Below are 25,637 nucleotides of genomic sequence, written 5' to 3' on the forward strand. Positions count from 1 at the left end.
GATCAAAAAATGAGGACCTCTCAATCGTTCAGGTTTATCATTGACTGAATTACTTATGTCCCAGCTTCTTTTTATCGTTTGTTACAAGCTTTAATAATTCATCGGGTAAAGGAAACTTCACGTGATTAATCTCAAATTCATTTGCTTCTTCTTGTTCATCGTCTACAAGCTTTAAGTAATTGATTTCTTCATGAAGCTTTTCCATTTTGCGATCTAATTCGGCTGCTGTAACCGCCGCTTCCTTTAATTCATCTATCAACTGCTTTGGAACCTTTTTATTATATTTATAGTAAATTTTATGTTCAAGGCTGGCCCAGAAGTCCATAGCAATGGATCGGATTTGAAGCTCGATAAACACATTTTCTTGCCTATCAGACATAAAGACCGGGATCTCAATAATAAGATGTAAGCTTTGATATCCATTTAAAGCAAACTTATAAGCCATCATAAATCTTGTTAATGTTTGCTTCATTGCCTTTAATTGTTTTACATCAACGGAATGATTCATCTTCATGCTGCCTCTTTTCTTTTTTTGGCTAATCTACTACGCTTTTATTTTACCAACTAAGAAACGCTCTTCACAAATTTCTGCTCGCCTTTTCCACTTTCTCAATATACATTTTATATTCATTTTAAAACTACAGAAATAAACAGAAAAATTAAACTAATTTAAATTATATTACTTTTTTTAATTGTGTTAGATTCTCTTACAATTATAGATACAAAGAATTTTTTTTGTAGTACAATAGGATTTGTGATATCAGAAAAAGAGAATTTATATACAAAAAAATTAATTCATATACAAAGGGGTATTAAAAATGAACAGGGTGAAACAATGGATATGGATTACAATTGGATGCCTTTTCGTAGCAACTGGCATTCAATTTTTAACTGCTTCAAGCCTGGTTATCGGCGGGACAGCAGGATTAGGGATTGTACTTGAACAATTAAGCAACATTTCATTTGGCATGCTTTTCTTTATTATTAACCTACCGTTTTATTTCATGGCTATTACTCAAATTGGCTTGCAGTTTACAATTCGAAGCTTCATAAGCGTTAGCTTAATGTCTATTATGTCAGATGTTCTTGTAGGAATGCTTACCTTGCAACTGCCTCATCCACTGCTTTCTGCAATTACAGCAGGCATCATCATTGGGATTGGGCTTATTATCTTATTTCGAAACGGCTCTTCACTCGGTGGCATTAATATGCTTTGCGTTTTTTTAGACAAAAGGTTTGGAGTGAATCCTGGAAAAACGATGCTTATTACAGATCTTTTCATTGTTGGGTCAGCAACTGTGGTATTTGGGGTCATTCAAGTGCTTTATTCTCTGTTAGCAATTTTTATTATGACAGGATTACTTGGTCGTTACCATAAACGCTCGGCTATTGAGCGTAACCACAAGCAAGAAAATACAGAGGAACAGCAAACCGCATCTGTCCTTTAAAGAAAACCCAGCTTTTATACAAAGTTGGGTTTTTAATATAAGCTTTTACTCGGCTACTTTTACAAGCTGCTTTCCTAGGTTTGCGCCACTGAATAAGCCTAAAAATACTTCAGGAACATTTTCAAATCCTTGTACAACATTTTCACGGTATTTAATCTTTCCTTGCTGCACCCATTCACCTAATTATTTAATCTCCTCTTGAAAGCGTTCTGCATAATCAGCCACAATGAATCCTTTCATTCGACAAATAAAGGGATTTGAACAACTACCTCTCCTTCTTTTGCTTCTGGCATTGCAATTTTTTCAAATCGAAATGTGTCTGTCTCTGGCATTCCAACTGGTCTTTTAGCAAAGATAATTTGTTCATTCATTTGTCTCGGTCCTTTTCACTCTAATTCTTTTTTAAAATATGCTAAAATAACCTTGCTCCTCTTAATTGTAAAGAGGGTGCAAGCTATACCGCAAAGAATATGCTATACATATGCACAAAGGAGAAACAATTTCATGGAACTTATTCGTTGTAAACAAGACGTGGTTAAAAAACTAAATGATTATGTAGAAGTACACCCTCCGGTTATTTTGTTTAAAGAAGGACATTTTTACTCTATTAAAATGGACATTAACTATAACTGGTTAGCACTAGATGAGGAAGGAAAAGAGCATATCCTTGCTTCTAATACTCGCAACATTCAAGAGGATTATTGGTTTAACTATCACTTCGAACTTTGCTGAGCTAGGAGATAACGTTTAGGCTTCTTGTATTTGTTTGAATGGTCACTCCGCTTGTTGAACGTGTAAAGAATTGAAGCGTCACGGTATACGTATTCGTTCCTTGAACAGCATTTTGATCTACCCATGAAAAAGGGATAGTACTATTTTGAATGAATCCCAGCGTTAATACCGCAGCTGCACCTTGGCGTAGGTTTTGGCTCATTAGCTGTTGACCATTTCGATACAAGCGCATCGTCACACCATACTCATAGCTTGTTAGTCCCAGTGGAATATTCGCTTCTACTCCTACAATTCCATCGATTTTTTTGGGCTGCTGAGGAATGGTTGTAGGCACAGCTAGTGTTAAAACTGTTGTCTCAGTGTTAAACGGAATCGATAAAGAGTTCGTAGTTTGGGTAGCAGACATTTGAATTCGGCTTTTGAATAAACTAATCATAGCGTTCGCTCCTTTATATTCGATTCATCAATGAAGAATAGACATTATTGAATATATACGAGAGCCAATTATGTCCTATACACATTTATTACATTTTATGTAAAGAAGAATTCTTTCACCTTTTTTTATCTGTTTTCCAATGCCTCATTGTATGTTAAAATCACGATAAGCTTCACTTTATCCCATTACATACGAGGTGGATTATGCAAGGTCAAATCGTTTATAAAGAAGGATTTTCAGTAGTTGGTGTTGCTCAAAAAAGGTCTAAGCTCAATAAAAGAGACGAGGACATAGTAAAGGCTCTTTGGGAGCAAATGGAACAGAATTATAGTACCATTCCTCATCGAAAGCATGATCATATCATGACAGGGATTTGTCTCCCTCCATTTGAAAATGACTACTTTTATATCACTGGTGTAGAAGTAAACGATCCAACCACCATCCCCAAAGGAATGAATGTTCACACGTTTCCCGCTTATACATATATACAATATGAGCACAAAGGTACGTTTGAAAGTCTTCATAAAACTTACGAGATGATTCAAAAAAATTGGCTTTCCAAATCTGGACATCAAGCAATTCCTGGCCCTACATTAGAAATTGTTGATACCTCTACACACTTTAACGTAGATAACGATATTGTAATAAAGATTCACATTCCGATAAAGATTGGTCAGTAAAAAGCGAGGAGCAAGTCCTCGCTTTTAATATAACCACTCAATAAATTCAGTTAGCTTGCTTCGATCTGTTAGATGATCATTACACCATTCACTATCTTGGCAAATATAGTTTCCACGCTTTATAAACGTACCGTCTGAACTTGCTTTTTTCTGGTTCATAAATAGCCCTACGTCCGAAATACGATGACAAATTGTACATACTCCTTTATCTTGAATACGCTTAAATTCACCTGCAACGCCAATTAACTTTCCGTGATACTCTACGATAAGATACTTTTTACTGGCACCGTAATCATTCCACCCAATATACGAGCAGTGAAGCGTTTCTTCTTTAATGTTAGCCGGTACCTTTAATTTTTTCACCTTTTTAAATAACTTTTTAATTCCGGCTTCGCTTATTTGTGGAAAAGGAATGATAACCGATTCTAAGCTATTCAAAAACACCTCGGCTTCCTTGCTGTCTGACAGCATTGAAATAGGTGACAAAATATCTTTTTGCAACGGTGTTAGCTCTTCAAATTGATTAAATACTCGTTCAGCAGCCAAGGCTTTAATAGCACTTGTTACATCGTGGCTATTAGATTTCGCATAACTGTCAGAGATTAACTTCACTTGCTCTCGTATAAGATTGTATTGATGATGATTAATAAATGCTTCCATATTAAATCAAGCCTTTCTTTTATTCTACTTCTTATTATATGCTCAGGACATTTTGCTAACATGGCAAAAACAGTTCTAAAAAAAGATATACATTAAGGCACCCATCTTTTGATGAGTGCCTTAATAATTACTTTTTATAAACAATTTTTTTAATTGTTTCAACAGCTAAAAAGTATTGTTCTGCTAGTTCATATATTGTTCGGCCTTCTTGAAAAGCTTTTTTAATGTCACAGTTTCGCTTTTTCGTCCATTCTCGGGTACCCGAGCACGCGCCCCATTCTTTTCGGGTTGTACTTGGCACGTAAATAGTTTCTCCTTGGACATATTTCTGAAGTTCTTTAACTAGCTCAGTAGGTAAAACAGTCGTTGCGTTCACATATTTCATTTCTGCTCGCTCCTTATTCTTTAGTATAAATAAGGTGGCAAAGCCTATTAAATGAAGTGAACTAAGCAATGGGCGACTTAATCAAGCGTTTATCCCCATGCAAAGTATCGCCTTTCCATTTGTAGGCTTTGCATGAGTACGAACAGAAGCAGGTAAACAGCTGTTTACCATTCTCGATCACCTCCCAAAACGAGATATTCACCTAATTATACCATTTTTCATCCATACTCATGAAAAAAACCGAGAAAATATTCTCAGCTTTCCTTCATCTCTCTGTCTTTAATATATAATTAATTAATTAATTATTTTATGTTCAACTACAAGCTATTTTTCAAGCTTAGTTACGGTTCTTAAATTGTAAAAAGTCTCGATAAAGAGTGAATCGAAAGTGCGGATAGCGTTCTTTATGCTCACGATATCCATAAGGAAGCATTAACGCAAACTTCCCTTTTTCAATTCCCATTAAAAATTTGCTAGAGTCGAGGGAATATTCACGAACAACCCAGCGAGCTTTTTCAATATTTCTAACTACGACTTCTCCTAAATAAATGCCTAGACAACATTCAAACTCTTCTTTAGTCAGATTAAAAAATGAAAAAGACTGCTGATCTTCTACATCATAATATAGAAGTTCAATTATCTTTAAACTGTCTGGTGAAAAGTCAAATTCAAATTCATCAACTAACTTGCTAATTTCTTTTAACTTTTGTAAGCATTGCCCTCTCATTTCATGGTAATAATAGCTTGCTTCAAATTGATTTTCACATACTATTAAATCTGCTCCATAGCTTGTTGCGATGTCAGGGTACATGTTCATTACTTGAATCCCTCCACTTTTTATCTTAACAGCTAGAACAAGTATAACATGCTCATAAATGCAAAAAGCTCTTTTCCTTTATTTTACTAACACATCGATATTTCTCCACTTTTCAAGTTGATTCATTTTCCCGTTGTTCTAACTCGTAAGGTAATTTTTGAATCGACGTTACAACCATATCAAGCTTCGCTTCAATCCGATGCAGCAAATATAAAGTCACTACAATTGGAAAGCCAACATCTGAAACGAAAGAAAGCCAATCCGTCATTTTTCTTCTCCTCCTTTAATGCTCTATCGCTTTATATATAGGCTTTTTACTTTTCAAAAGGGACGAAAAACAAAAAAAATTCACATAATGTTCACTTACGAAGCGTTTTTTAAATCTCTATGCTTAACAAAGAATTCAAAAGGAGGACTACGATACGCCAACAACAAAAAAACAGGAATTTTGTTTTGGAATGATGATGTGCTTAGGCATGGTATTCGTTATGACAACGTATAACTTCATGCTTAATGGAATGTTCAACGTACTAACACCGCTGCAAATGGTAAAAGAAATGATAATGGTCTTCATTATTGCTCTTGCACTTGAATTAGTAATAGTATGGCCTATAGCTCACAAAGTTGTCTTTTCACTACCTTTTAAGAAAGAGAAGAAGTTTTATATGATCTTAACTTTATCTACGTGTATGGTGATAGGAATGGTGTTTTTCATGTCAATCTATGGACTTATTCATGCATCTATAGCTGGATCTTTGACAAACCAACATGTACTAATTAGTTTCTTTACAATTTTTGCAAAAAACATAATTGTCGCCTACCCAACACAGATTCTTATTATAGGGCCAGCTGTTCGATTTCTCTTTTCAAAATTTATTTCAATAAAACAAGCTCCTTCTTTATAAGAACATCATTTTTAGTTGATGTAATATGTGTTTATTTAGAACATAGTTTATTCAAAAATAACAGAAGGACTCCAAGTTTTTAGCTTAGAGTCCTTCTGTTATTTTTGTCTTTTTAACATTACCATTAAGAATGTAATCATTGTAAACGCAATGAATGCTAAAAATGGAATTGTGATAAAGCCAAGCCAGTTAATGTACTGACCCGAGCAAGGTATACCGCTTGTACATGTTTCAAACGCTTGTAATGCAGGTATTTTTTGTAATGCATAGTGATAGCCCGATACAAGCATACCTACGACTGAGAACGGCAGTACGTATTTATAAATTCTGTCATTCTGTTCATACACAGCTATGCCTAAAATGATCACGAGCGGATACATTAGAATTCGCTGATACCAACAAAATGTGCATGGAATAAAATTAAACAATTCACTAAAAGATAAGCTGCCCAGAGTTGCAACAATTGTAACAATCCAGCTCCCTACTAATGTTTTCTTCATTCTTGTCCCTTCTTCTCAGCTGCTTCTTTAACCATCTTATCAAAGTCTTCAGCAGTTGATCCTTCAAATGGCTTTCCATCTACAAAAAGAGCCGGTGTTCCAGAAACATTTAGTTTCTTGGCATAAGACATGTCTTGGCGGAACGCTTCTTTAAACTCTTCGTTTTCATAAGCTTTCACTACTTTTTGCACATCTTCCTCATTGGCTATTTCGCCGAGGGTATCTTGTAAAAATTGGTCTGTAAAAATATCCTGTGTTTCAGCACCGGCTGAATCAGGTTGTTTCTCATAAAGCAGCTTATGGAACTTCCAAAATGTATCATTTCCTAGCTCTTTGTAAACCGTTTCAGCAAACTGAGCCGAGCGAGTTGAATCTACGTTAATAAAAGCATAGTTCATAAAGTAAAACTTCACTTTGCCTGTTTGAATGTATTCTTGGTCAATCAATTGAAAAAATGTATTGTTGAACTCTTTACAATGAGGACATTTATAATCACCAAATTCAATCACTTCAACTGGTGCATCCTCTTCGCCCAAGAACGGTTGATTTTCATAGCTGATATCAGCTTGTTCGCTACCTTTATTGATATTACCAAAGATAATAAACGCTAAAACAACCACGCTCACAATTCCAATTGTCCAAAACAGCCATTTAGAATTTGTAGACTGCTTTTTTTGAACTCCTGTTTTTCCTTTTTTCTTTGACTTTGCCATTTTGTTTGCTGCAACTTAAATAGAAGCAGCTTTCACCTCTCCCTCAATATGTTTTATTCGTTCCTTAATAAGCAAACACTGACCAAAGCAGCATAAACACAGCCACTGACTTTACCATCATAAGTTTTGGAATATTCCATGTGATGGTCATCTTTGGATTTACCAAACACTTTATGCGATAATTGACTGCTGTCTCGGCAAAAGGCGCATATGCATAAGAAGTTTGCTGCTTTTGGTACTTAATCAGTTTTAAAAGCGCACTTCCAATTGGAAGTGTCGAGTCTAGCGAATCAATCGCAGCACGGTCAGCTAACAGTTCACTTATTAATTTGTAACGTTCATTGCTCCACTTCAGCACAGGAAGATACCACAGTGCAGATGCACACAATGATAACAGAAAAATTTTCAGTGGGTCTTTATTACGCCTATGAAATTGCTCATGATATAACACTGCTTCAAGTTCTTTTTCATTTAACAGATTAACTAAATTTGTTGAAACAACAATTTGAGGCTTCACAAATCCTTTCGTTAAAGCAAATGGACGGGTAGAATTAACAACAACGACCCCTTGATAAATATCTTCATCCTTGCCTATGTAACGAGTTAAGCTTGATACTTTACTGACTTTAATTTGATGATAAAATTGGTACAAAAGCCAAAACTGTCTAGTTAGCTTCCAGAAAACAAGCAAGAGGGTATAAACCACAAACCCATATAAAACATACTGTGCCCACTTCCAACCAATATGTTCTACAGCGTGATAGCATAGAGTAAACACATTTAAATGATGATGTGGGTCTATGAGATAAACCGTCATTTGTACAAGCAGGCTAATGGCTACTAGTATGGATGCGTAAAAAAGAACAACAGATTGCTTTTTATTCATATTTCTTCGCTCGCTTTTAACTTTTTAATTTTCTGTTCTAAAAGCAGCAGCAACTCTTCATCTGCTTCTTCTACTGCATCTAACATATGACTCACAGCCAAGAGTCCAAATTCATCAATTAATTCAGACGTTAATTCCTTAGATTGCCCTTCTAAAAATTCCTGCTGTGACAGTACAGGTTGATAAACAGAAACTCTCCCTTTTACATACTTGTCCAACAGCCCTTTTTCTACAAGACGATTCATAACGGTCATAACCGTATTGAAGTTGACTATCTTATCTTTTTCAAGAGCAATTTGCACATCTTTAATTGTCATTTGTTTTCCATGCCATATACATTCCATTACCTTTGCTTCTAGAGGTCCAAAAAAACGATTCAAGCCACTTTCTTTAAACTTAAACTGTTGAATCTTCATAAAAAAACCACCTCACACTACTCATTGTAGTGCGGAGGTGGTTTTTGGTCAAGGCAAACCATGTTTAGATTTCAAATTCCGTTACGTTACGCTCAATGATCTGTGCACCCTTTTTTGATGTAAGTGTTCCACCATTTGATGTGAACACATTGCTTGCTAAAATCTGATCCATAGCTGCGCTGATTTCAGAAGCTTCAAGCCCTTCTTTCGGCTGCTCAATTGAAATACCCACTGTTTTTTGTTCTAAGTTCAAAAACTGCATTGTTAATGTTTTCATTTAGCTCCCCCCTTTATTATTCACTTACAAGCGTATATGTTACGACTTCTGCGACTTCAACAAGTGGAAGTAACTGTAGACTCGCAATGGCTTCACTTGCTGTTAGCAACGCATCAGGTGAAGAAGCTATTGCAATATTTGGGTATAGTTTTGATTTTAAAATCATCGTTCCATCCTCCTTATCACCGTTGTGAAATGTCATGCGAAGCTGGCTTTTTTCCTGAATTTTTTCTGCCATCCTTCATTCCCCCTTTCGCCTTATATATAGAAATCTAAATAGGACGGAGGGATGATAGATACAAAAAAAAATCTCCTTTATAATAAAAGAAGATTGTGATAGAGAAAGAGGATTTTAACTATGAAAAGATGGATTTCACTGCTTATTTTTTTACTCGCCTTTCCCATTGCTTCACACGTCTCAGCAAGTAACCATCACGTTGATGAACAAAAACTCGGGCCGTTTTATTACACAGTATACAATGATACATCCTCTCAAAAGTGGGACATCGGCGTATTAAACCATGAAGAAAAAACAAATATTTCTGAAACAAAGCTTAACAACGAAGGGCTACTTTTATTTAAAGAAACCATTGATGAATTAGCAAAGCTCTCTATCCAACTTGGTATTGCTTGTATTGTGTTAATTGGGATCATGCTTTTCTTTATTTATCGGCTGTTAAAGAGAAAGCGTTTATTTTTGCGTATTTCCCTTTTAGCCTCTAGTGTTGCTTTTATCTTTTTGCTTGTTACAACCATAGAAATTTTCAAAAAGACGGAGCAGGCAAAAACCTTATTTTATTTAGTATGAGTTATGTATGTACGACAAGCTATCGTTAAAAAGCACGCTTTTCAGAAAAGCGTGCTTTTTTAGTGCTGTATTTTTTGAGAACGTATTTCAGAAATTGCTGTTTGAATAATGTTTGCTGAATATTCCAGCTTACGATGTTCTTCTAGTGATAAATGAAGAGGAATTCGTTTCTCAATTCCTCCTTTTCCAATAACAGATGGAATACTAATAGCTACGTCATGTAAGCCATACTCTCCCTGCAATATCGTAGAAACTGGAAAAACAGCTCGTTCGTTACTGACAATGGCTTTGGTTAGCTGTGCAATCGCGTTTCCAATACCAAATTCCGTATTTCCTTTCAGCCAATAGATTTCAAAACCTAGTTTGATCACTTCTTTTTCAATTTTTTCTTTATCTAAAATAGACTGCTCATGTTGGTAGTAATCTTCTAGTTTTTGTCCAAAAATTGTTGAATGTGACCATAGTGCAAACTGCGAATCGCCATGTTCACCAAGCATATACGCATGAACGTCATGTGGCTTTACCTTGAGTTCATTTGCAACAACTCGCCGAAGACGTGAACTATCTAATAAAGTTCCTGTTCCAATTACACGCTCTCTTGGCAATCCAGACAAACTCCATACATGGTATGTAATAACATCACATGGATTTGTGGCTACAACGTAACAGCCTGAGAAACCAAGCTCTTTTAGAGTTGTAACTACTTCCATAATAATAGGTGCAGTTGCTTTTAGTTCATCAAGCCGCGTTTCACCTTTTTGAGGTCTTGGACCGGCAACGCTTATAATAATCACATCTGCATCTTTAATATCGACCAATCCACCTGCATATACGTTTGTAAACCCAGACGCTGTGACAGTTGCATCCTGTAAATCAAGCGCGTCACCTTCCGCTTTTTCCTTTAAACAATCCACAAGTACCAATTCTTCTATTGCTTGCTGATTAACTAATGAAAAAGCTGTCGCTGAGCCAACATTGCCACATCCAATAATTCCAACTTTCCTTCCCATGAGCAACCTACCTCTCTTACCCTTCTCTTTTTAATCTCTTAGCTAGCTGGCTACCAAACGATTGAATCAACTGTACCATAATAATTAATACGAGAATAGTTGTGTACATCACTGTTGGTTCAAAGCGTAAATGCCCATATTGAAAGGCGATATCTCCAAGCCCACCAGCACCAACAAGGCCTGCCATTGCAGTAGCACCTATGAGACCAATTGTTGCAATAGTTAATCCTAAGATAATACCAGAACGCGCTTCTCTTACAACAACGTACCAAATAATTTTTGACGTTGAAATCCCCATTGATTGATATGCTTCCACTATTCCTTTATCAACTTCTAACAGCGCAGACTCCATTAATCTTGCAATATAAGGTGCGGTATAAACCACAAGGGGAACAATTACGCCTTGTACACCAATGGTTGTTCCAGCAATAAGCTTAGTAAATGGTAGAATGAAGAATAATAGAATAATAAATGGAATCGAACGAATAATGTTGATGATCCAGTTCAGAACTTGGTATAACCATCTGTTTTCTGACTGTCCACCCTGTCTAGTTACAACAAGTAAAATCCCAAGCGGTAAACCAATCAAGATGGCAATAACTAATGAGATACTTGTCATGGTTAACGTTTGAAGGAAGCCTTCCCAAATAACGTCTCCCCACTCTACAAAAAATTCAGCCATCTTATTTCCACTCCTCTACAATAACGCCTTCACTTTCTAAATATCCGATTGCTTCTTCATAAGCTTCCTTATCTCCTCTTAAATGAACAAGCAGCTTTCCAAGCGTTTCATTTTTTAACTGTTCAATTCCACCGGCTAAAATACTTGGTAATACATCAAATTTGCGTGAAACCATCGCAAGCGCCGGTTCATTGGACTTTTCACTTCCTTTAAAATAAAGTGATACAAGCTTACCAGTTTTACGATATTCTGTTTTTAAAGCTTCTGGAAGATTAAATGCAGATTCTGAACCAATAAAACGCTTAGTTGTTGGATGCTGTGGATGAGTAAATATATCCACTACTTTTCCTTCTTCTACGACTCTTCCATTTTCCATCACTGCTACGCGATCACAAATACGTTGAACAACGTTTAATTCGTGCGTAATTAGAAAAATTGTTAAGCCTAATTCTCGGTTAATTTTTAATAGTAACTCCAAGATAGCTTCCGTTGTTTCTGGATCTAAGGCACTTGTGGCCTCATCGCTTAATAAAATTTCAGGCTCATGCGCTAACGCTCGTGCAATGGCAACACGCTGCTTTTGACCGCCAGATAGCTGAGACGGGTAGTGATTAACTTTATCAGACAACCCGACAATTTCTAAATACTTCTCTGCGCGCTTTTGAATGGTTTCTTTATCAATGCCTTCTAGTTTTAGAGGAATTGCAATGTTTTCATATACAGTTGCTGTTTTTAATAAATTATACCCCTGGAAAATCATCCCGATTTTCCGGCGTGTCTTTTGAAGATCCTGCTTTGAAAGAGTCGTTAGGCTTACACCATTAATGAATACTTCTCCAGACGTTGGTTTTTCAAGTAGATTAACACAGCGAATCAGCGTACTTTTCCCCGCACCGCTATATCCAATTACTCCGAACACCTCTCCTTTTTCAATAGTCAAGGACACGTCTTTCACAGCCTCCACTTTCTTGCCGTTGACTTCATATGTTTTGGAAGTCTGCTTTAATTCAATCACGTTCACCACTCCTTAAAATGCTGGGACAACTGAGCCGTTAAACTCTTCTTCAATAAATTGACGAATTTCATCTGAATGGAAGTATTTCTCTAGCTGTTTTACAACTTCATCATCTTTATTTTCCGTACGTACAACAACGTAGTTTGGATATGGATTGTTTTCAATTTCTTCATGGAAAATGGCATCATCATTAATTGTTAAACCTGCACCCATCGCAAAGTTTGTGTTAATTGCAGCAGCTGCTACTTCACCTAATTGAGATGGAATTTGTGAAGCTTCTAGCTCAACGATTTCAAGATCCAGTTTATTTTCAGCTACGTCTTTTTTCGTTGCTTTTTCTTCAACGCCTTCTTTTAATTTAATAACTCCAGCCGCTTCAAATAGCTTTAACGCACGATATTCATTACTTGGATCATTTGGCACAGCAATTTTGTCACCTTTTTTCAGTTCTTTTATATCTTTAATGCCGTCTGCATAAATACCCATTGGAAACGCAACCGTTTTAAACGCATCCTCAATTTTATAGCCTTTATCTTTTACCTGTTGTTCTAAAAACGGTAATGTTTGATAATTATTTAAATCTAAATCACGTTCATCAAGCGCTGTGTTCGGTGTATTATAGTCGTTAAACGTTTTAATGGTAATCTCTAATCCATCTTTTTCTGCTAACTTCTTCACTTCTTCGTTAATTTGTTGATGAGGACCACCAGTTACTCCGATTGTAATTTTTTCTGTGCTCAAAGTCTTTGCTTCTTCTTTTCCGCACGCAGCCGTTACAATTAGTAGTGCTGACGCCAGTGTTAAACCTAGTACTTTTGTTGTTTTTTTCATTATGTCAATCGCTCCCTTTTCTTTTTTTCCATAAAAAAAACGCCTCTTGCAGATAAAGAGAAGCGATTTTAACCAATCCGCTTCTCTTATCTTTCAGTGTATAAAGATACACCGCAGGATTTAGCACCGTTACAGCACGATTGCTGATAGGTTGCCGGGTTTCATAGGGCCAGTCCCTCCACCACTCTCGATAAGAGTTGCTTTTTTATTCACTTTGTTATGATGGCTATTCTACAGGTAGTTTGTATATAGTGTCAATATTTTTTTAATTTTATTTTATAAAATTTTTTAGATTAGTTTTAATTTAAAGAAAAGAAGCATACAAAAGTCTCCTTTTGTATACTTCTTTTCTTTATTAATTCCAACAAACGCATCCTACAATAACAAGAAGAATAAACAGAACTAAGATTAAGGCAAACCCACTGCCGCTTTTATTATAGCCGTATCCTCCACAATAACCGCCGTAAAAACACATAACATACACCATCCTTTCTGTCTCAGTGTATGCACGCATCATCCTTTTGCTTGTCTAAACGCCCATTTTCTAAAAATATGTACCCTTAACTCAATATTTGTCGCAGTCGAATCATATCACGACATTGAATACCATTTTCATAGATTTCTTCTTCATAATTATGAACAAAGTGATCCATTTCAATTCCTGTAATACGAAATCCACATTTTTGATACAACGCCAACTGCTCAATACTTGAATTACCTGTTGCAATTTCTACGCTTTTATATCCATAGTGCTTTGAAAGCTTTAAAGCTTCTTCCACCAATTGCTTTCCGTATCCTTGATTTCGCATGTTTTTCTTTACTACAATATTGACAATTTCCACCGTATTCGGCCTTGTTGGTAGCAGTACAACAAGCCCCACTAACTCACCATCTGCTCTTCCTGCAATGCATGTTCCTCTCTCAATATAGCCTGAAATAACCTCTTCTGATGGATCAGCTTCCTTTAACAACTCAATATGGTTCTTTGTTACTTGCAATATTTTTTCAAAACGTAAACTAGACATGGTATCGCCCTTTCTTCTTACTATTTTCGTTAAGCAAACTACACCGTATTTGACTGTTTCCCTGTTATAATTAAAAGATATTACTAGAAAAGAAACAAGTCTAAAGGAGGAATTATTTATGAATTTATTGTTATTACATCATTTAGAAACCGTTCGAAGTATTACGCTAAAAGTTTTATCAAGCGTAACTGAACAGGAATCGTTAGTAACTCCCGATGGCTTTTCAAACAACATTTTTTGGAATTTAGGGCACATTGTATATATTCAAGAAAAGCTTGTTTTTGAGCTTGCTGGAAAGAAAAATCAATTGCCTGCCTCATATGAGCGATTATTCGCGGCTGAAACAAAACCTTCTCAATGGAAGGAAACACCTCCTACCTTAATTCAACTAAAAGAAGAGCTGATGACTTAAACTGAGCGTATTAAAGAATTCATACCCGCTCATTATGATTTGAAGCTAGCCAAGCGGTTCACTAATAAAGCTGGCATTTCGTTTGATCACGTTGGCAGCACGTTCTTGTTTAGCTTTTACCATGAGGGAATGCATGTTGAAACAATTAAACAAATTAAAAAAGCTATTCAAGAAAAAAATCCTAACAATTATTAGGATTTTTTTCTTGAATAGCTTACCCGTATATCTGGTTAAAATCTCTATATTTGTGTTACCCCTACTGTTAATATGTATGTTTCATTTACCACAAACTTATCTACTGCTTCTTTTTGCTGCTCGAAATGATAATAAGCAGCGCACACCCCTCCCAATCCTGCTAGCGCTAACACAATTAACAGAATGGACCCAACCTTTTTCATGTTTCATTCTCTCCCCTATGTCTCACAAAGTCTGATATAAACCTTTGTAACATCCCCTTTTGTTTGAAAGGTTTATTCAAGCGAGTTTGAGGAATAACCACTATTCCCCTCACTCTATTTGATGGTACCATACCTTTTTCAGAAAATGTATAAATGTTCTCAATTGTTAAAAAATAGTCATTTTTTTACTTTGATTGATAAAAAGATTGCATAAGAAAATGAAGAGCTTTGTTTTTAGAGAGACCAAACGCGTTAATAATATAATCAACATATTGAAATAAAGATTCACCGTTTTTTTCTTTTAGCTTCATAGCTCGAAAAGATTTATTAAATCGATAATGCTTTTTATCAGAAAAAACTAGGCCTTCTTCTCTTAAAAAACCTTTATATGCCCCATGGTTAAAATACAAAACATCATTTCGCACGTTTTCAAGATCAATTACAACAATCATATCTTCTAATTCAGCGTTGAGCTGCGTCATACATTCAATGTACTCACCAAGACAGCTTAGTAACAATGTTAAAAATTGATGGCCATCAACGTATTGAAATTGATCAAAAATAGCAGCATTTCTGTAGCTTGGTACGCACTCTTGCAAAACAGATTTTACTTCATCAAGCTCTTCTACATATGGAATTGGAATATGAAATTTTGCCGCTCCATTAACAAACTGTTCCCAAGCAACGGTTTTATCATAGGAGTCAATAACATCAGTGTTTCGAAAAATAATTGACTCTGCAGAATATGATGCTTTAACAAACGGTAAATGAACGTTCATTTCAATTTCTTCATACATTGGATAAGCTTTCGGTTCATTTGATTTTGATAAGATATACTGCTTTAATTTATCTTCATCCATATGTTCCAATAAGTACAAGTCATAAATTGGAATGACGTACATATTGCACATTCCATAGTGAACATAGCCTTCGCCGTGCGTAAGCCCCTTTCGGTTATAGATAGATAATTCTTTTGTGCAAAATGCTTCTAAACGCATCATTCGGTCTTTTGACTTTTGATATAGACGGTCCAAGTGATAGCGGTCATCAATTTCTGAAATTGGAGAAGTTCCGCTCCCAATACGGCGATAAACTTTCCCGTATGACATATAAGGAGGGTACAAGCCTTCTGGAATCCAAATAACAAAGACGCCGTACTCTGTGGTATGTTCAGGTGATAGAAACCGAGTAAAAATACGAGGAATTGGATTCGTTACATCCTTCAGCATGTTGTGAATAAAGAGCTCATACTCTTTTTTTTCAAGTAAATTGATTGAGTAATCATCTTCATCAACTCCAAATATTAGCCACCCGCCCATTTCATTGGCAAACGATGCAATAATATTTGGAATCTTCCTCTTCACAGTGGAACTAACTTCTCGCTTAAATTCAAGCTGATACCCTTCTTCTAACTGCTTCGCAACCATCACTTCTACATCAGAGAAACAAATTTCAGCAATCGTTAGCTTTCTTCCCTCTTTATTTATGAACGGCGAATAAAACGAATCACTCACAGTTTCTCCTCCTCATCATATGCATATAACTTATCCATATGATGAAAAGTGGCTAAACAGTCGTATTTCTTCTAAATTAACCAAAGAACAAATCGAGAATATTAGACGCCTTAGACGCTTCTTTATTATAAAACTCTGAGTAACCGCATGACTTACAATAAACCACAACAAAGCGGTTATGCTGAACGTCTAAAAGCTTTGAAAGACCTGTGCCTGTCATTGCCACTTCCTTTTGCCCAACGCTCTGTCCACCACATTTTATACATCCCGCCTCTTTCATTTCTGTCATCTCCTTTGTTAAAATAAAAAATCTAATTTATATTAAGTAATACGAAATAGTGTTTAAAAAGTTTCATATTTTTCCGTTCTTACAATACTCGTTGTTTACCTTCTTTGGACAGAACAATATGAAATCCAAACGAACTACCTCCATTTTTATACTTTTTATTCCTTATTATCCATTTTAACACATTTTTAATTTCACCTCGTATTTTTAAACAAATACAGATATCATTAAAACAGAGATTACTATGTTAGGAGCTTCAAATTATGTTTAAGGCAACTATTATTTTTATATTAGCTGGAATTGCTGAAATTGGTGGCGGGTACTTTATTTGGAAATGGCTTCGTGATGACTGGTCTGGCTGGTTTGGATTAGCTGGTGGAATCTCTCTCGTTCTATACGGGATTATCGCCACTTGGCAGGCTTTTCCCGACTTCGGACGAGTATATGCGGCTTACGGGGGTGTTTTTATTATCATGAGTCTATTTTGGGGCTGGTTAATTGACAAAGAAACACCAGATTTCCAAGATTGGTTAGGTAGCATTATCTGCTTAGTTGGCGTTATTGTCATTGTTTGGCCTCGAAGCTAAACGAAATTTAAAAGCGTACTCATGATAGAGCACGCTTTTGCATTTCTGTTTGCACCCACTGCTTAGCTGTTTCTAAACTTAAAAACTCTTTATCATAGTAGCTTCTTTCTATTAATTCCTCAACGATACGGAGTGCATCTTGCTCTCTTCCCGCTTTTAGATAAATCTCTAGTATCTGCTCATACTGTTTATCATAAGGAAACTCTTCATGTCTTGCTTCCTCAAACGCATTGTCAAAGCATAAGGTTGCTTTCTTATAGCGTTTCATCTGAACGTATGTATAAGCATTACCAAAGTGCAAGTCACCTCTTTCTAAAGGTGAAAGCGCCGAATTTTTAATTCCTTCACTTCTCATTGAAATAGCTTCTTCTAACTTTCCTTTTTCCTCCAAATCATAAGCTTTACTATGAAAGTGCTCAAATTTTGTTGGTGGCTTTTTCTTACGAATAACTTTCCATAGTTTTATACATGTTCCCAAAACTAACATAATTATGATCCAATAATAATTTTGCAAAACGAGCTCCCTTCTAGCTATCAATTCCAAGCTCAAGCACATATAGCATCTCTTTTGTATCAAATACAAACGTACAGACATGATTTGTATAATGATTTACGTGTTCCATTGCAAGCAAATAGCCATTGAGTTCATTCATTGATACCCCTCCCTAGTGTTCTACTATTTCTTTATCACTTGTTTTGTGTAATCGTCGGCCATTGATTTTGTATAGAATTCAATAATATTTGATTCCGTGTCTTTAAAATACACTCTTGTTTCATTTGCTTCTTTTATTATCTTCACATCGATACCTTCCTGTTTCAACAATGTAAGCGTTCCCTCAAGATTTTGCTTCTGCACGTGGAGAGCTAAGTGAACGTGAACGCCACCCTCATCGTAAAGGTTTGGCCAGCTTGAAATATTCAGCTGCTTCATCTTTTGCTCAGCTTTGGAAAACATACGAGGAAGCCATAGTCCTAGCCTTGTTGGCCCTCCAACATAGAGCCATGTTGCCCAAATTCCATTTGATTCCTCGGTAAACTGTCCGTTATCATACCCCCATTGTTCCACGATTGGAAAGCCAAGCTGATTAGACCAAAACTGTACGGCTCGTTCCATTGAGTGTACTTCAAGGACAATTTCTGATATTCCTTCTGTTTTAATTTTCATCTTATCTCCTCACTTTATAAACCAACCATTAAAGGTGCAACACTTTCTTTTTCTATATTTTAGCATATCTTCCATATAGAGATGCGCTTTTCAACTATCTTGCAATAAAAATACAGCGCCTATTTTTTCCGGCGCTGTATACATGCTATTCACTTTCTTTAATCGCTTTTACTAACGATTCAATAAAAGACTGTTTTTTTTCTACGTTAGTTAGCAGCTCATCATATTGAGGTACTGTCAATTCTAACTGCAGTCCCTGATGGCGGGTATTATCATTTGCAATATTATCTGGCGAAACTCCTCTTAAATGAGGGGGCGGCTCAACTACAATAAACCCGGGTTTTAATAATTCTTTCACGCGAGATGCAAGAGGTTCATCGCGCCCTCCTATATAAATCTCTCGTTCCGCACCGCGTGCACCGTGAAATGAAATAGTTATATTTGACTCATGGACTAATGACCTTGCCAACTCTTCATCGTAATGAGTAGATGTTACATGCAGTTCAAAGGGATCTTCTTTTTTTAAGCATTTAAATGCATAAAAAGTCCCGTTAACCTCCTGCGCCAATTCCCTTGCCATTTCAAGTGTACCCTCTTCCATTGTACCGCCATGAATCGCCAACACAACAATGTCTTTCTTACGAATGATGCACTCAATTTCATAGTCAATTCCAGCTCGCTCACACTGAGATAGCTCTTGAAACGTTTGATATATATCTCGCACAACGATCACTTCCCTTCTATTGTTTCTTAATATGACTTGATTTTCATAGAGTATACATTAAACGTACAAGCACTTTTTTAGATTTTTCATAAGATGGAATGAATGCTTTTTACTATATAGAAAGTGGTGTTAAACAATTGATTGAAAACTACACGCGAATTGCAATCAAAAAGCATCAGCTACATGATGTTGATTTATTAAATGACATGCCGTATGTCCTTGCTGTTGAGTGGGACGGCGTATTATATGAATTTTTAATCAAACTAAAAGAAACCTCTTCAAAGATGATTCTGTTAGGCTCTGGAGCCGGTGCTAAGCAAGAGCACCCGCAAGGTCCTCCATATTTTCAGCGCCATTCATGGATGGACCTATTCGATGCATCCGTCATTTATTATAACGATCCTACCTTATATTTAGGTCCGCTTTCGTTAGGATGGGGACAAGGAACAAAAGAAAGGTTTTATCTTCAAGAAATTTCTGTTTTGTTAAGTGAAATTCTAGCGAATTTACAAGTCCCCCTATCACACGTAACCTGTTACGGGTCGTCAGGCGGAGGCTTCATGTCGCTCATTTTAGCGGGTTATTTAAAAGGTGCTACAGCAGTTGTAAATAATCCACAAACATGCTTAACGAAGTGGCTTAAAACACCCGTCCGTAACGTTTTTTCTTTATCTTATCCCAACATGTCACAAGAAGAAGTGGTTCAAATGTTTTATGAGCGAATTAACATCTTAGCGTTTTATCAGAAAATGGGTTACGTCCCACCAATTGATTATCTCCAAAACGCAGCCTCAGAATTTGATATGACTAACCATCTTACTCCTTTTCTATCAGGACTTCACACATTAAGTGATGAATGTGAAGTCAATGAAATTAAAGTGATATTAAACTATAACAAAAAACAAGGACATGCCGCTTTAGGAAAGCAAGAAACTGTGGATTACCTATCGAAGAAAAAATAGTAGCGAGTTTTTTCATCCTATGATAAGATGTCGAAGTTAAATTTAGCATATCTTACAGTATACGTCGTAAAAAATATTTTTTTACGTAGCGAGGGGTGAATTCAGATGCAAGCCTATTTATTTCTAGCACTTGCTATTACAGCGGAACTTTTTGGAACATCCATGTTAAAAGCATCTCAGGGATTTACAAAACTCTGGCCAAGCATTGGTGTAATCGTTGGATTTGGAGTTGCGTTTTATTCACTCTCTGCTTCTCTTCAACAAATTCCACTGAGCATTGCCTACGCAATTTGGTCAGGAGTAGGAACTGCCCTTACAGCTATTATCGGTGTTGTGATTTGGAAGGAAAGCGGCAGCATCTCAATGGTCATTGGCATTACGTTAATTATTGCAGGAGTTGTCATTTTAAATTTAAAGTCATTTGCGCATTAAAAGAAACGCTTGGCAACCGCCAAGCGTTTCTTTTATAAATTAAATGGATCTAAAAACTTCACGTCAGGATACTTATCTTGGAATAAGCGCCATACAAAATCATTTTCAAACATGAGTACAGCATGCCCATCCCGATCTTCAACAAGCATAACGCGAGAGTCAAACATGCTATCCTTAATCGTCTCTTTGTCCACCCATTTTGCAATGCTATGAGACATGCGAACAAACTCTAAATCTACGTTATACTCACCTTTCATACGGTGTTCAAACACTTGGAACTGAAGCTCACCAACAGCACCTAAAATATAATCTCCAAAGAACGGTGTACGATAGAGCTGAACCGCTCCTTCTTGTACAAGCTGGTTAATTCCTTTTTCAAAATGCTTTGATTTCATGGCATTTTTAGCACGTACTTTCACAAATAGCTCGGGTGGAAACTTCGGAAGCGCATCAAATTGAAACACTTTACCATCGCCGACAATCGTATCTCCAATTTGATACGTACCAGAATCATACAAACCAATAATATCACCTGGATATGCTGTATCCACCGTCTCACGACTTGATGCTAAAAATTGATGTGACTGAGCAAGCTTCATTTTACGATTTGTACGAGCAAGCGTTACGTTCATGCCACGCTCAAACTTCCCTGAGCACACGCGTACAAAGGCAATTCGATCGCGGTGAGCTGGGTTCATATTTGCTTGAATTTTAAAGATAAAGCCTGAGAAATTGTTATCCGTTGGTTGAATTGTTCCAACAGATGATTCACGCGGCTGTGGTGGTGATGTTAATTGCAAAAATGAATTGAAAAACGACTGTACTCCAAAGTTTGCAATCGCACTACCAAAGAATACAGGTGTTAAAAGGCCTTGCTTTACTTTTTCAATTGAAAAATCGTTACCTGCTTCATCAAGAAGAGATAATTCATCCACAAGCGTTGGCAAATACATTTCATCCACATGCTTTTTCACTTCATCATCAATGTTTTCACCGTCAAAGTCTGCAAAATATGATTCTTTATTTCCTTGGTACACTTCGATTTGCTTCGAAAAGCGATCGTACGTACCTTGGAATCTTTTCCCCATGCCAATCGGCCACGTCACTGGGTAAGACTCAATTCCAAGTACTTCTTCAATTTCTTCCAATAGCTCTAGAGGATCTTTTCCTTCACGATCTAGCTTATTGATAAATGTTAAAATTGGAATCCCGCGCATACGACACACTTTAAATAACTTTAACGTCTGCGCTTCGATTCCCTTTGTTCCATCAATAACCATGACAGCACTATCTACCGCTGTTAGTGTTCGATATGTATCTTCACTGAAGTCTTCGTGTCCAGGTGTATCTAGGATGTTGATAAAATGATTTTTATATTCAAACTGCATTACACTTGATGTAACGGAGATTCCACGCTGCTTTTCAATTTCCATCCAGTCAGATGTTGCAAACTTTCCTGACTTTTTACCTTTAACTGTTCCAGCAGAACGAATCATTCCACCTAGTAATAACATTTTTTCAGTTAATGTTGTTTTTCCAGCATCCGGGTGGGAAATGATGGCGAACGTACGACGTGAGTCGACCATCTGCTGTTGCTGTTGATTGCTCATAAGTTTAATTATCCTTTCTACTATACAATTCCTATTTTCATCATTTCATTATACGCTTTTTTTATACAAGATGACCAGCCTTTTTCGAAGGAAAAGAAAAAAGGCCCCCATTTGGGAGCCCCTGATAATCCTATAAAAAGAATTACTTTTGAACGTTAGCAGCTTGTGGTCCACGAGCACCTTCAACGATTTCAAATGTAACTTCTTGGCCTTCTTCTAAAGTTTTGAAGCCTTCGCCTTGGATAGCTGAGAAGTGTACGAATACATCGTCTTGTCCTTCAACTTCGATGAAACCGAAACCTTTTTCAGCGTTGAACCATTTTACTTTACCTTGTAACATAATCTCTTTTCCTCCTCGTGCAGCAAGCTACACCTTGTGTATTACTCCATTCTTGCTCTTACAATAAGTCAAGACGAAACCCATCGAACTATCCTTATGGAACAAAAATAAGCAACTTTATTGTACCAAATTATCAAAAAAATTTCAAAGGGATTTGTGTAAACTTTTACTCATTTTTTTCAAAGAAATCGTACTTTTTTTGCTTTTTTTATTCATAATAACCTAGGCTGAATTTAGGGTAACTCATATTTATCTATCAGCTTATCTAATCTACGAAATTGGCTCTAATTCTCTGACAGCTAATCCATAATAGACTTTCTCCAAGCGCTTGATTTCTGCTTCGTATCGCTTAAGTTTACCGCTCGTTAGCCCTCGAGAACTTTTTGTTTCGTCCAGCAATTCAATATGCTGATTAAGCTTCAACAGCGTGCTTGTTAAACGCTCCTGTAATTCTTCAATTTCATTTTGTATATCCACACAGATTGGAAGCCGGTTCGCTAAAATAAAATCCGTCATTTGCATCAGTATTTTTTTGCGCTCAACTTCCTTTACTTTACTTTTTACTATGCGCTCAGCTGAACGAAACGTAAGTCGAATTCGTTCCATGATATCGCCTTTTATTGAAAGCTTTCTTTTTAATTCATCTACATCTTCCTTTAAGGCTTCATGCTCCTGAACCATCCTTTTCATAACAAGGCCGCAGTTTAGCGTTTTTAAATCCATTTGATTAAGCTGATGGCGAATGGACTCTTTTAAGCTATCTATTTTTTTAGTAAGCTGTCTTTCTATACCTTTAAGCTCTTTAATATCTTGCTCTCCATTATAAATAAGGCCCTCAAGACGCTCGACGTCAAACTGAGCCTGCTCTTTTTTTATTTGAAAATCTTCATACCGATGATACACAGATGACCACTTAATTAACAAAGATTGGTAGTTAAGCAACTCATCTTGGTGCTCAAGCTTACACATCCACATTAAATGAACAACGGTCGCTAACAGCGGTAAAAAAGGTTCTGCTTCCTTACGCTTGGCTACAATTTCATGACTTTCCAAGCTCGCTAACGTCCATAGCGGTGCATTGAAACCAACTAGAAGTGACGGTGCATGCTGCATAGGCACAAACAAAGGCATTACTGCACAAAGTAAAGATGATAGTAGATCGTATGCACTTGGAGGAAGTTGCTTAAAAAAGCTGATAATTCCCTGTCTCTGTAAGACCTCTTCCATTGCTTTTTGAGTGACTTCTCTGCTGAATAGTTCTAGAATCCGATCTTGATATAAGCTTGGTAACTGCTCAATCCACGTTAAAAGAGCTGTTTGTAACAGCATCTGCTCACGCTTTGAAGCGATTAAGTACTGTGAATCTGCAAGGTGAATAAACAAACGAATTTGATGACGCAAAACATCGTCTAGGGAATGACAACGAGCAATTGAAAACAATTCATTATACTTTGCGACAAACATATTGCCTATTTCTTCACTAAGTTCGTATAGTTCTCCATTTGTTGTAGTGTGAGAAACAGGCAGTCGAAAGTATTCAGCCATATGTAAAAACAGCTGAAGATGCAAATCGACCTCTGGCTGCTTAGCAATTTTTTTCATATCTTGCTGGAGATTTTGCTGAAACTGGATGTGTTCATCCTTTTCGTTTGGCAAAGTTGGTTGTAGCTTGGATATTTTATGTTTACTTATGACAAACGCACTTTGTAACCCTTGTCCATTCGCTGTTAACAAACTATAAAGAAGCTGTTGACCATTCATTTCCCCATCTCCTTTTTTTGGCTTTTAAGATTCTTCTTGCTTTCGTAAAACAACAAGTGCAGTCCAACAAGACATTAACGCAGGTGGTATACTCCACGTTAAATATCGCCAGTCTTTTGTGATGATGGATACGATGACAAAAACGAGTGGTAGCCCTATCAATACAACACCAATCCGAACCTTGCTTATCTTTTTTCCCATTCCTCATCGCTCCCTTTTCGCTCCATATGCTTATATACAAAGTTCGCTTTCTATTAAAAAACACCTTTATAAACCGTTCGTTCAATTCTCTCTTTTCTAGACAGTCTATGACAAGAGTTTTAAAATTAGACATCCTTTTGTCAGACGGTGGGTACAAGCCTCGTTCCTTTTTCCTTCATCTTGCAAATCTCTTATTAAAACGCTAGTTTTCTGTTTTTTTCAGCAATTCCATACTTTTTGTGAGAAATTCATCGCGAAATATGCTATGTTACGTATAGAATATTTTTTATAAGAAGGATATGGGATAGTAATTCTACAGAAAAGGATGATGATCATGAAATTTGTTGTATTTGGAGCTAGCGGACGCACTGGACAAGCTTTCGTGAATCAGGCTTTAGAAGAAGGACATTTCGTCACAGCATTCGTTCGAACACCAGATAAGCTAACAATAACAAATAGCAATTTGCATATTATAGAAGGAAATGTAACGGATTCCTTTCAGGTGGCTCATGCTATTACAGGCCACGATGCTGTTGTTTCTTGCTTAGGAACTGATGGATTAGGCCCTTCTACATTTTTAGAAGAAGCAACATCTACTATTATTAAAGCAATGCAAGAGCAAGGCTTACACCGAATCTTATATACTGCTTCAGCTGGAATTGAAGGAGAAATTCCAGGTATGACAGGTTGGCTTGCTCAAAATATTTTAAAAAATCCACTACGCGACCATTTAAAAGCTGTTCAACTGCTAAAAACAAGCAACCTTCATTGGACAGTCGCTCGACCAATGGGGTTAACAAATGGCCCCGTAACCGCTCAGTATCGAAAAGCTGTGACGGGTGTACCTGAAGACAGCAAAAACATTAGCCGCGCAGACGTAGCCCACTTTTTATTACACGCAGCAAATGCAGAAATTCATTTAAAACAATCCGTGGCTCTTTCCTATTAAAAAGAGGCTGAGACATAGGTAATTCAGCCAATGATAAACCTGAACGATCGAGAGTTCCTCACTTTTAACC

Annotated in this window: 40 protein-coding genes, 1 pseudogene and 1 riboswitch; of the genes and pseudogenes, 10 read left to right on the forward strand and 31 right to left on the reverse strand. The window is 36.6% G+C overall.

Annotated features, from left to right (window positions below; genetic code table 11):
- Window positions 1-49 precede the first annotated feature (49 nt).
- Window positions 50-514, reverse strand: coding sequence for a GTP pyrophosphokinase (locus tag BFL01S_RS19950; RefSeq protein ID WP_082636360.1), 465 nt, complete (start codon window positions 512-514; stop codon window positions 50-52).
- 304 nt (window positions 515-818) lie between these two features.
- Here BFL01S_RS19950 and BFL01S_RS09785 point away from each other — a divergent pair, with 304 nt between their 5' ends.
- Entirely contained in the window at window positions 819-1,448 is a 630-nt protein-coding gene (locus BFL01S_RS09785) for a YitT family protein (protein WP_061785577.1), read from the forward strand.
- A 45-nt stretch (window positions 1,449-1,493) separates the two neighbouring features.
- Here BFL01S_RS09785 and BFL01S_RS21445 read toward each other — a convergent pair.
- Together BFL01S_RS21445 and BFL01S_RS21270 are read right to left on the reverse strand one after the other, a co-directional pair.
- Window positions 1,494-1,688: pseudogene (locus BFL01S_RS21445) on the reverse strand (NADP-dependent oxidoreductase); the annotation flags it as partial.
- Complete coding sequence (locus BFL01S_RS21270) at window positions 1,685-1,819, reverse strand: hypothetical protein (protein WP_257788899.1); 135 nt, start codon at window positions 1,817-1,819, stop codon at window positions 1,685-1,687. The gene BFL01S_RS21270 and the pseudogene BFL01S_RS21445, both read right to left, overlap by 4 nt.
- A 133-nt stretch (window positions 1,820-1,952) precedes the next feature.
- On the opposite strand from BFL01S_RS21270, the gene BFL01S_RS09790 reads away from it, so the two are divergent.
- Entirely contained in the window at window positions 1,953-2,180 is a 228-nt protein-coding gene (locus BFL01S_RS09790; protein WP_061785578.1) for a hypothetical protein, read from the forward strand.
- Between the two features lies 1 nt (window position 2,181).
- Here BFL01S_RS09790 and BFL01S_RS09795 read toward each other — a convergent pair whose 3' ends face one another.
- Entirely contained in the window at window positions 2,182-2,616 is a 435-nt protein-coding gene (locus tag BFL01S_RS09795; protein WP_025909937.1) for a hypothetical protein, read from the reverse strand.
- A 203-nt stretch (window positions 2,617-2,819) separates the two neighbouring features.
- On the opposite strand from BFL01S_RS09795, the gene BFL01S_RS09800 reads away from it, so the two are divergent.
- The gene (locus BFL01S_RS09800) at window positions 2,820-3,296 is read left to right on the forward strand and encodes a GyrI-like domain-containing protein (protein ID WP_025909936.1); all 477 of its coding nucleotides are present in this window, start codon (window positions 2,820-2,822) and stop codon (window positions 3,294-3,296) included.
- Window positions 3,297-3,320: 24 nt separating this feature from the next.
- Here the strand turns inward: BFL01S_RS09800 and BFL01S_RS09805 are convergent, their stop codons facing one another.
- The 4 genes from BFL01S_RS09805 to BFL01S_RS09820 all read right to left on the reverse strand — a co-directional run bounded on the left by BFL01S_RS09805 (window position 3,321) and on the right by BFL01S_RS09820 (window position 5,426).
- Window positions 3,321-3,956: a FusB/FusC family EF-G-binding protein gene (locus BFL01S_RS09805; RefSeq protein WP_025909935.1), complete on the reverse strand. Its 636-nt coding sequence runs from the start codon at window positions 3,954-3,956 to the stop codon at window positions 3,321-3,323.
- A gap of 127 nt (window positions 3,957-4,083) precedes the next feature.
- Entirely contained in the window at window positions 4,084-4,341 is a 258-nt protein-coding gene (locus BFL01S_RS09810) for a CD3324 family protein (RefSeq protein WP_025909934.1), read from the reverse strand.
- Window positions 4,342-4,678: 337 nt separating this feature from the next.
- Window positions 4,679-5,158 carry a YwmA family protein gene (locus BFL01S_RS09815; RefSeq protein WP_061785579.1) on the reverse strand — a complete coding sequence of 160 codons (480 nt, stop codon included), beginning with the start codon at window positions 5,156-5,158 and terminating at the stop codon, window positions 4,679-4,681.
- Window positions 5,159-5,270: 112 nt separating this feature from the next.
- Window positions 5,271-5,426: a YvrJ family protein gene (locus BFL01S_RS09820; RefSeq protein ID WP_025909932.1), complete on the reverse strand. Its 156-nt coding sequence runs from the start codon at window positions 5,424-5,426 to the stop codon at window positions 5,271-5,273.
- Window positions 5,427-5,559: 133 nt separating this feature from the next.
- Between BFL01S_RS09820 and BFL01S_RS09825 the strand changes: the two genes are divergently transcribed.
- Entirely contained in the window at window positions 5,560-6,063 is a 504-nt protein-coding gene (locus tag BFL01S_RS09825; protein WP_498072210.1) for a DUF2798 domain-containing protein, read from the forward strand.
- A 98-nt stretch (window positions 6,064-6,161) separates the two neighbouring features.
- Here the strand turns inward: BFL01S_RS09825 and BFL01S_RS09830 are convergent, their stop codons facing one another.
- The 6 genes from BFL01S_RS09830 to BFL01S_RS09855 form a co-directional block, all read right to left on the reverse strand.
- Window positions 6,162-6,563: a disulfide oxidoreductase gene (locus BFL01S_RS09830; protein ID WP_061785581.1), complete on the reverse strand. Its 402-nt coding sequence runs from the start codon at window positions 6,561-6,563 to the stop codon at window positions 6,162-6,164.
- Window positions 6,560-7,276, reverse strand: a complete 717-nt coding sequence (locus BFL01S_RS09835) for a DsbA family protein (RefSeq protein WP_025909929.1) — start codon at window positions 7,274-7,276, stop codon at window positions 6,560-6,562. Before BFL01S_RS09835 ends, BFL01S_RS09830 begins: the two co-directional genes overlap by 4 nt.
- 64 nt (window positions 7,277-7,340) lie before the next feature.
- The gene (locus BFL01S_RS09840) at window positions 7,341-8,162 is read right to left on the reverse strand and encodes a M56 family metallopeptidase (protein ID WP_061785582.1); all 822 of its coding nucleotides are present in this window, start codon (window positions 8,160-8,162) and stop codon (window positions 7,341-7,343) included.
- Window positions 8,159-8,578, reverse strand: coding sequence for a BlaI/MecI/CopY family transcriptional regulator (locus tag BFL01S_RS09845; RefSeq protein WP_025909927.1), 420 nt, complete (start codon window positions 8,576-8,578; stop codon window positions 8,159-8,161). The genes BFL01S_RS09840 and BFL01S_RS09845 overlap by 4 nt, the downstream gene beginning before the upstream one ends.
- 64 nt (window positions 8,579-8,642) lie before the next feature.
- Entirely contained in the window at window positions 8,643-8,855 is a 213-nt protein-coding gene (locus BFL01S_RS09850; protein WP_025909926.1) for a DUF2922 domain-containing protein, read from the reverse strand.
- Window positions 8,856-8,871: 16 nt separating this feature from the next.
- Window positions 8,872-9,093, reverse strand: a complete 222-nt coding sequence (locus BFL01S_RS09855) for a DUF1659 domain-containing protein (protein ID WP_025909925.1) — start codon at window positions 9,091-9,093, stop codon at window positions 8,872-8,874.
- Between the two features lie 120 nt (window positions 9,094-9,213).
- On the opposite strand from BFL01S_RS09855, the gene BFL01S_RS09860 reads away from it, so the two are divergent.
- Window positions 9,214-9,663 (forward strand): hypothetical protein, encoded by a 450-nt coding sequence (locus BFL01S_RS09860; protein WP_025909924.1) that lies wholly within the window; start codon window positions 9,214-9,216, stop codon window positions 9,661-9,663.
- Between the two features lie 59 nt (window positions 9,664-9,722).
- Here the strand turns inward: BFL01S_RS09860 and BFL01S_RS09865 are convergent, their stop codons facing one another.
- The 6 genes from BFL01S_RS09865 to BFL01S_RS09885 form a co-directional block, all read right to left on the reverse strand.
- On the reverse strand, window positions 9,723-10,673 hold the full coding sequence (locus tag BFL01S_RS09865) for an L-lactate dehydrogenase (protein WP_061785583.1): 951 nt from the start codon (window positions 10,671-10,673) through the stop codon (window positions 9,723-9,725).
- Between the two features lie 16 nt (window positions 10,674-10,689).
- Window positions 10,690-11,355 (reverse strand): methionine ABC transporter permease, encoded by a 666-nt coding sequence (locus BFL01S_RS09870; RefSeq protein ID WP_025909921.1) that lies wholly within the window; start codon window positions 11,353-11,355, stop codon window positions 10,690-10,692.
- A 1-nt stretch (window position 11,356) separates the two neighbouring features.
- Window positions 11,357-12,370: a methionine ABC transporter ATP-binding protein gene (locus BFL01S_RS09875; RefSeq protein WP_035320727.1), complete on the reverse strand. Its 1,014-nt coding sequence runs from the start codon at window positions 12,368-12,370 to the stop codon at window positions 11,357-11,359.
- 12 nt (window positions 12,371-12,382) lie between these two features.
- Window positions 12,383-13,201 carry a MetQ/NlpA family ABC transporter substrate-binding protein gene (locus tag BFL01S_RS09880; protein ID WP_025909920.1) on the reverse strand — a complete coding sequence of 273 codons (819 nt, stop codon included), beginning with the start codon at window positions 13,199-13,201 and terminating at the stop codon, window positions 12,383-12,385.
- Between the two features lie 83 nt (window positions 13,202-13,284).
- A riboswitch (SAM riboswitch) is annotated at window positions 13,285-13,398 on the reverse strand.
- 158 nt (window positions 13,399-13,556) lie between these two features.
- The gene (locus BFL01S_RS19960; protein WP_082802724.1) at window positions 13,557-13,676 is read right to left on the reverse strand and encodes a YjcZ family sporulation protein; all 120 of its coding nucleotides are present in this window, start codon (window positions 13,674-13,676) and stop codon (window positions 13,557-13,559) included.
- Window positions 13,677-13,761: 85 nt separating this feature from the next.
- Window positions 13,762-14,226, reverse strand: coding sequence for a GNAT family N-acetyltransferase (locus BFL01S_RS09885; protein WP_025909919.1), 465 nt, complete (start codon window positions 14,224-14,226; stop codon window positions 13,762-13,764).
- A gap of 118 nt (window positions 14,227-14,344) precedes the next feature.
- Between BFL01S_RS09885 and BFL01S_RS21010 the strand changes: the two genes are divergently transcribed.
- A complete protein-coding gene (locus tag BFL01S_RS21010; protein WP_231882745.1) occupies window positions 14,345-14,638 on the forward strand; it encodes a DinB family protein in 294 nt (97 codons plus the stop codon).
- Window positions 14,639-14,877: 239 nt separating this feature from the next.
- On the opposite strand, the gene BFL01S_RS20400 is transcribed toward BFL01S_RS21010, so the two are convergent.
- The 3 genes from BFL01S_RS20400 to BFL01S_RS09900 all read right to left on the reverse strand — a co-directional run bounded on the left by BFL01S_RS20400 (window position 14,878) and on the right by BFL01S_RS09900 (window position 16,830).
- Entirely contained in the window at window positions 14,878-15,036 is a 159-nt protein-coding gene (locus tag BFL01S_RS20400) for a flagellar basal body-associated FliL family protein (protein WP_153301146.1), read from the reverse strand.
- A 185-nt stretch (window positions 15,037-15,221) separates the two neighbouring features.
- Entirely contained in the window at window positions 15,222-16,550 is a 1,329-nt protein-coding gene (locus tag BFL01S_RS09895) for an AlbA family DNA-binding domain-containing protein (protein ID WP_025909918.1), read from the reverse strand.
- Between the two features lie 76 nt (window positions 16,551-16,626).
- Window positions 16,627-16,830 carry a zinc ribbon domain-containing protein gene (locus BFL01S_RS09900; protein WP_025909917.1) on the reverse strand — a complete coding sequence of 68 codons (204 nt, stop codon included), beginning with the start codon at window positions 16,828-16,830 and terminating at the stop codon, window positions 16,627-16,629.
- A 269-nt stretch (window positions 16,831-17,099) separates the two neighbouring features.
- Between BFL01S_RS09900 and BFL01S_RS09905 the strand changes: the two genes are divergently transcribed.
- Window positions 17,100-17,423: a YnfA family protein gene (locus tag BFL01S_RS09905; protein WP_025909916.1), complete on the forward strand. Its 324-nt coding sequence runs from the start codon at window positions 17,100-17,102 to the stop codon at window positions 17,421-17,423.
- Window positions 17,424-17,442: 19 nt separating this feature from the next.
- Here the strand turns inward: BFL01S_RS09905 and BFL01S_RS09910 are convergent, their stop codons facing one another.
- From BFL01S_RS09910 to BFL01S_RS09920, 4 genes are all read right to left on the reverse strand, one after another.
- Window positions 17,443-17,910: a tetratricopeptide repeat protein gene (locus BFL01S_RS09910; protein WP_156474917.1), complete on the reverse strand. Its 468-nt coding sequence runs from the start codon at window positions 17,908-17,910 to the stop codon at window positions 17,443-17,445.
- A gap of 40 nt (window positions 17,911-17,950) precedes the next feature.
- On the reverse strand, window positions 17,951-18,076 hold the full coding sequence (locus tag BFL01S_RS21275) for a hypothetical protein (protein ID WP_258954115.1): 126 nt from the start codon (window positions 18,074-18,076) through the stop codon (window positions 17,951-17,953).
- 23 nt (window positions 18,077-18,099) lie between these two features.
- Window positions 18,100-18,588, reverse strand: a complete 489-nt coding sequence (locus BFL01S_RS09915) for a VOC family protein (RefSeq protein WP_061785585.1) — start codon at window positions 18,586-18,588, stop codon at window positions 18,100-18,102.
- A gap of 145 nt (window positions 18,589-18,733) precedes the next feature.
- The gene (locus BFL01S_RS09920) at window positions 18,734-19,321 is read right to left on the reverse strand and encodes a poly-gamma-glutamate hydrolase family protein (protein ID WP_235859218.1); all 588 of its coding nucleotides are present in this window, start codon (window positions 19,319-19,321) and stop codon (window positions 18,734-18,736) included.
- A gap of 128 nt (window positions 19,322-19,449) precedes the next feature.
- Between BFL01S_RS09920 and BFL01S_RS09925 the strand changes: the two genes are divergently transcribed.
- Window positions 19,450-20,274 carry a hypothetical protein gene (locus BFL01S_RS09925; protein ID WP_061785587.1) on the forward strand — a complete coding sequence of 275 codons (825 nt, stop codon included), beginning with the start codon at window positions 19,450-19,452 and terminating at the stop codon, window positions 20,272-20,274.
- 105 nt (window positions 20,275-20,379) lie between these two features.
- The gene (locus BFL01S_RS09930) at window positions 20,380-20,706 is read left to right on the forward strand and encodes a DMT family transporter (RefSeq protein WP_025909911.1); all 327 of its coding nucleotides are present in this window, start codon (window positions 20,380-20,382) and stop codon (window positions 20,704-20,706) included.
- 32 nt (window positions 20,707-20,738) lie between these two features.
- On the opposite strand, the gene BFL01S_RS09935 is transcribed toward BFL01S_RS09930, so the two are convergent.
- The 4 genes from BFL01S_RS09935 to BFL01S_RS20715 form a co-directional block, all read right to left on the reverse strand.
- Window positions 20,739-22,316, reverse strand: coding sequence for a peptide chain release factor 3 (locus BFL01S_RS09935; protein ID WP_025909910.1), 1,578 nt, complete (start codon window positions 22,314-22,316; stop codon window positions 20,739-20,741).
- A 142-nt stretch (window positions 22,317-22,458) separates the two neighbouring features.
- Window positions 22,459-22,656, reverse strand: coding sequence for a cold-shock protein CspD (gene cspD / locus BFL01S_RS09940; protein WP_025909909.1), 198 nt, complete (start codon window positions 22,654-22,656; stop codon window positions 22,459-22,461).
- 270 nt (window positions 22,657-22,926) lie between these two features.
- Window positions 22,927-24,417 (reverse strand): hypothetical protein, encoded by a 1,491-nt coding sequence (locus BFL01S_RS09945; protein ID WP_025909908.1) that lies wholly within the window; start codon window positions 24,415-24,417, stop codon window positions 22,927-22,929.
- Window positions 24,418-24,441: 24 nt separating this feature from the next.
- Window positions 24,442-24,618, reverse strand: coding sequence for a hypothetical protein (locus BFL01S_RS20715; RefSeq protein WP_167556121.1), 177 nt, complete (start codon window positions 24,616-24,618; stop codon window positions 24,442-24,444).
- A gap of 334 nt (window positions 24,619-24,952) precedes the next feature.
- Between BFL01S_RS20715 and BFL01S_RS09950 the strand changes: the two genes are divergently transcribed.
- Entirely contained in the window at window positions 24,953-25,567 is a 615-nt protein-coding gene (locus BFL01S_RS09950) for an NAD(P)-dependent oxidoreductase (RefSeq protein ID WP_025909907.1), read from the forward strand.
- Window positions 25,568-25,637: the final 70 nt, after the last annotated feature.

It is taken from the genome of Priestia flexa NBRC 15715, from assembly GCF_001591565.1.
Lineage (GTDB): Bacteria > Bacillota > Bacilli > Bacillales > Bacillaceae_H > Priestia > Priestia flexa.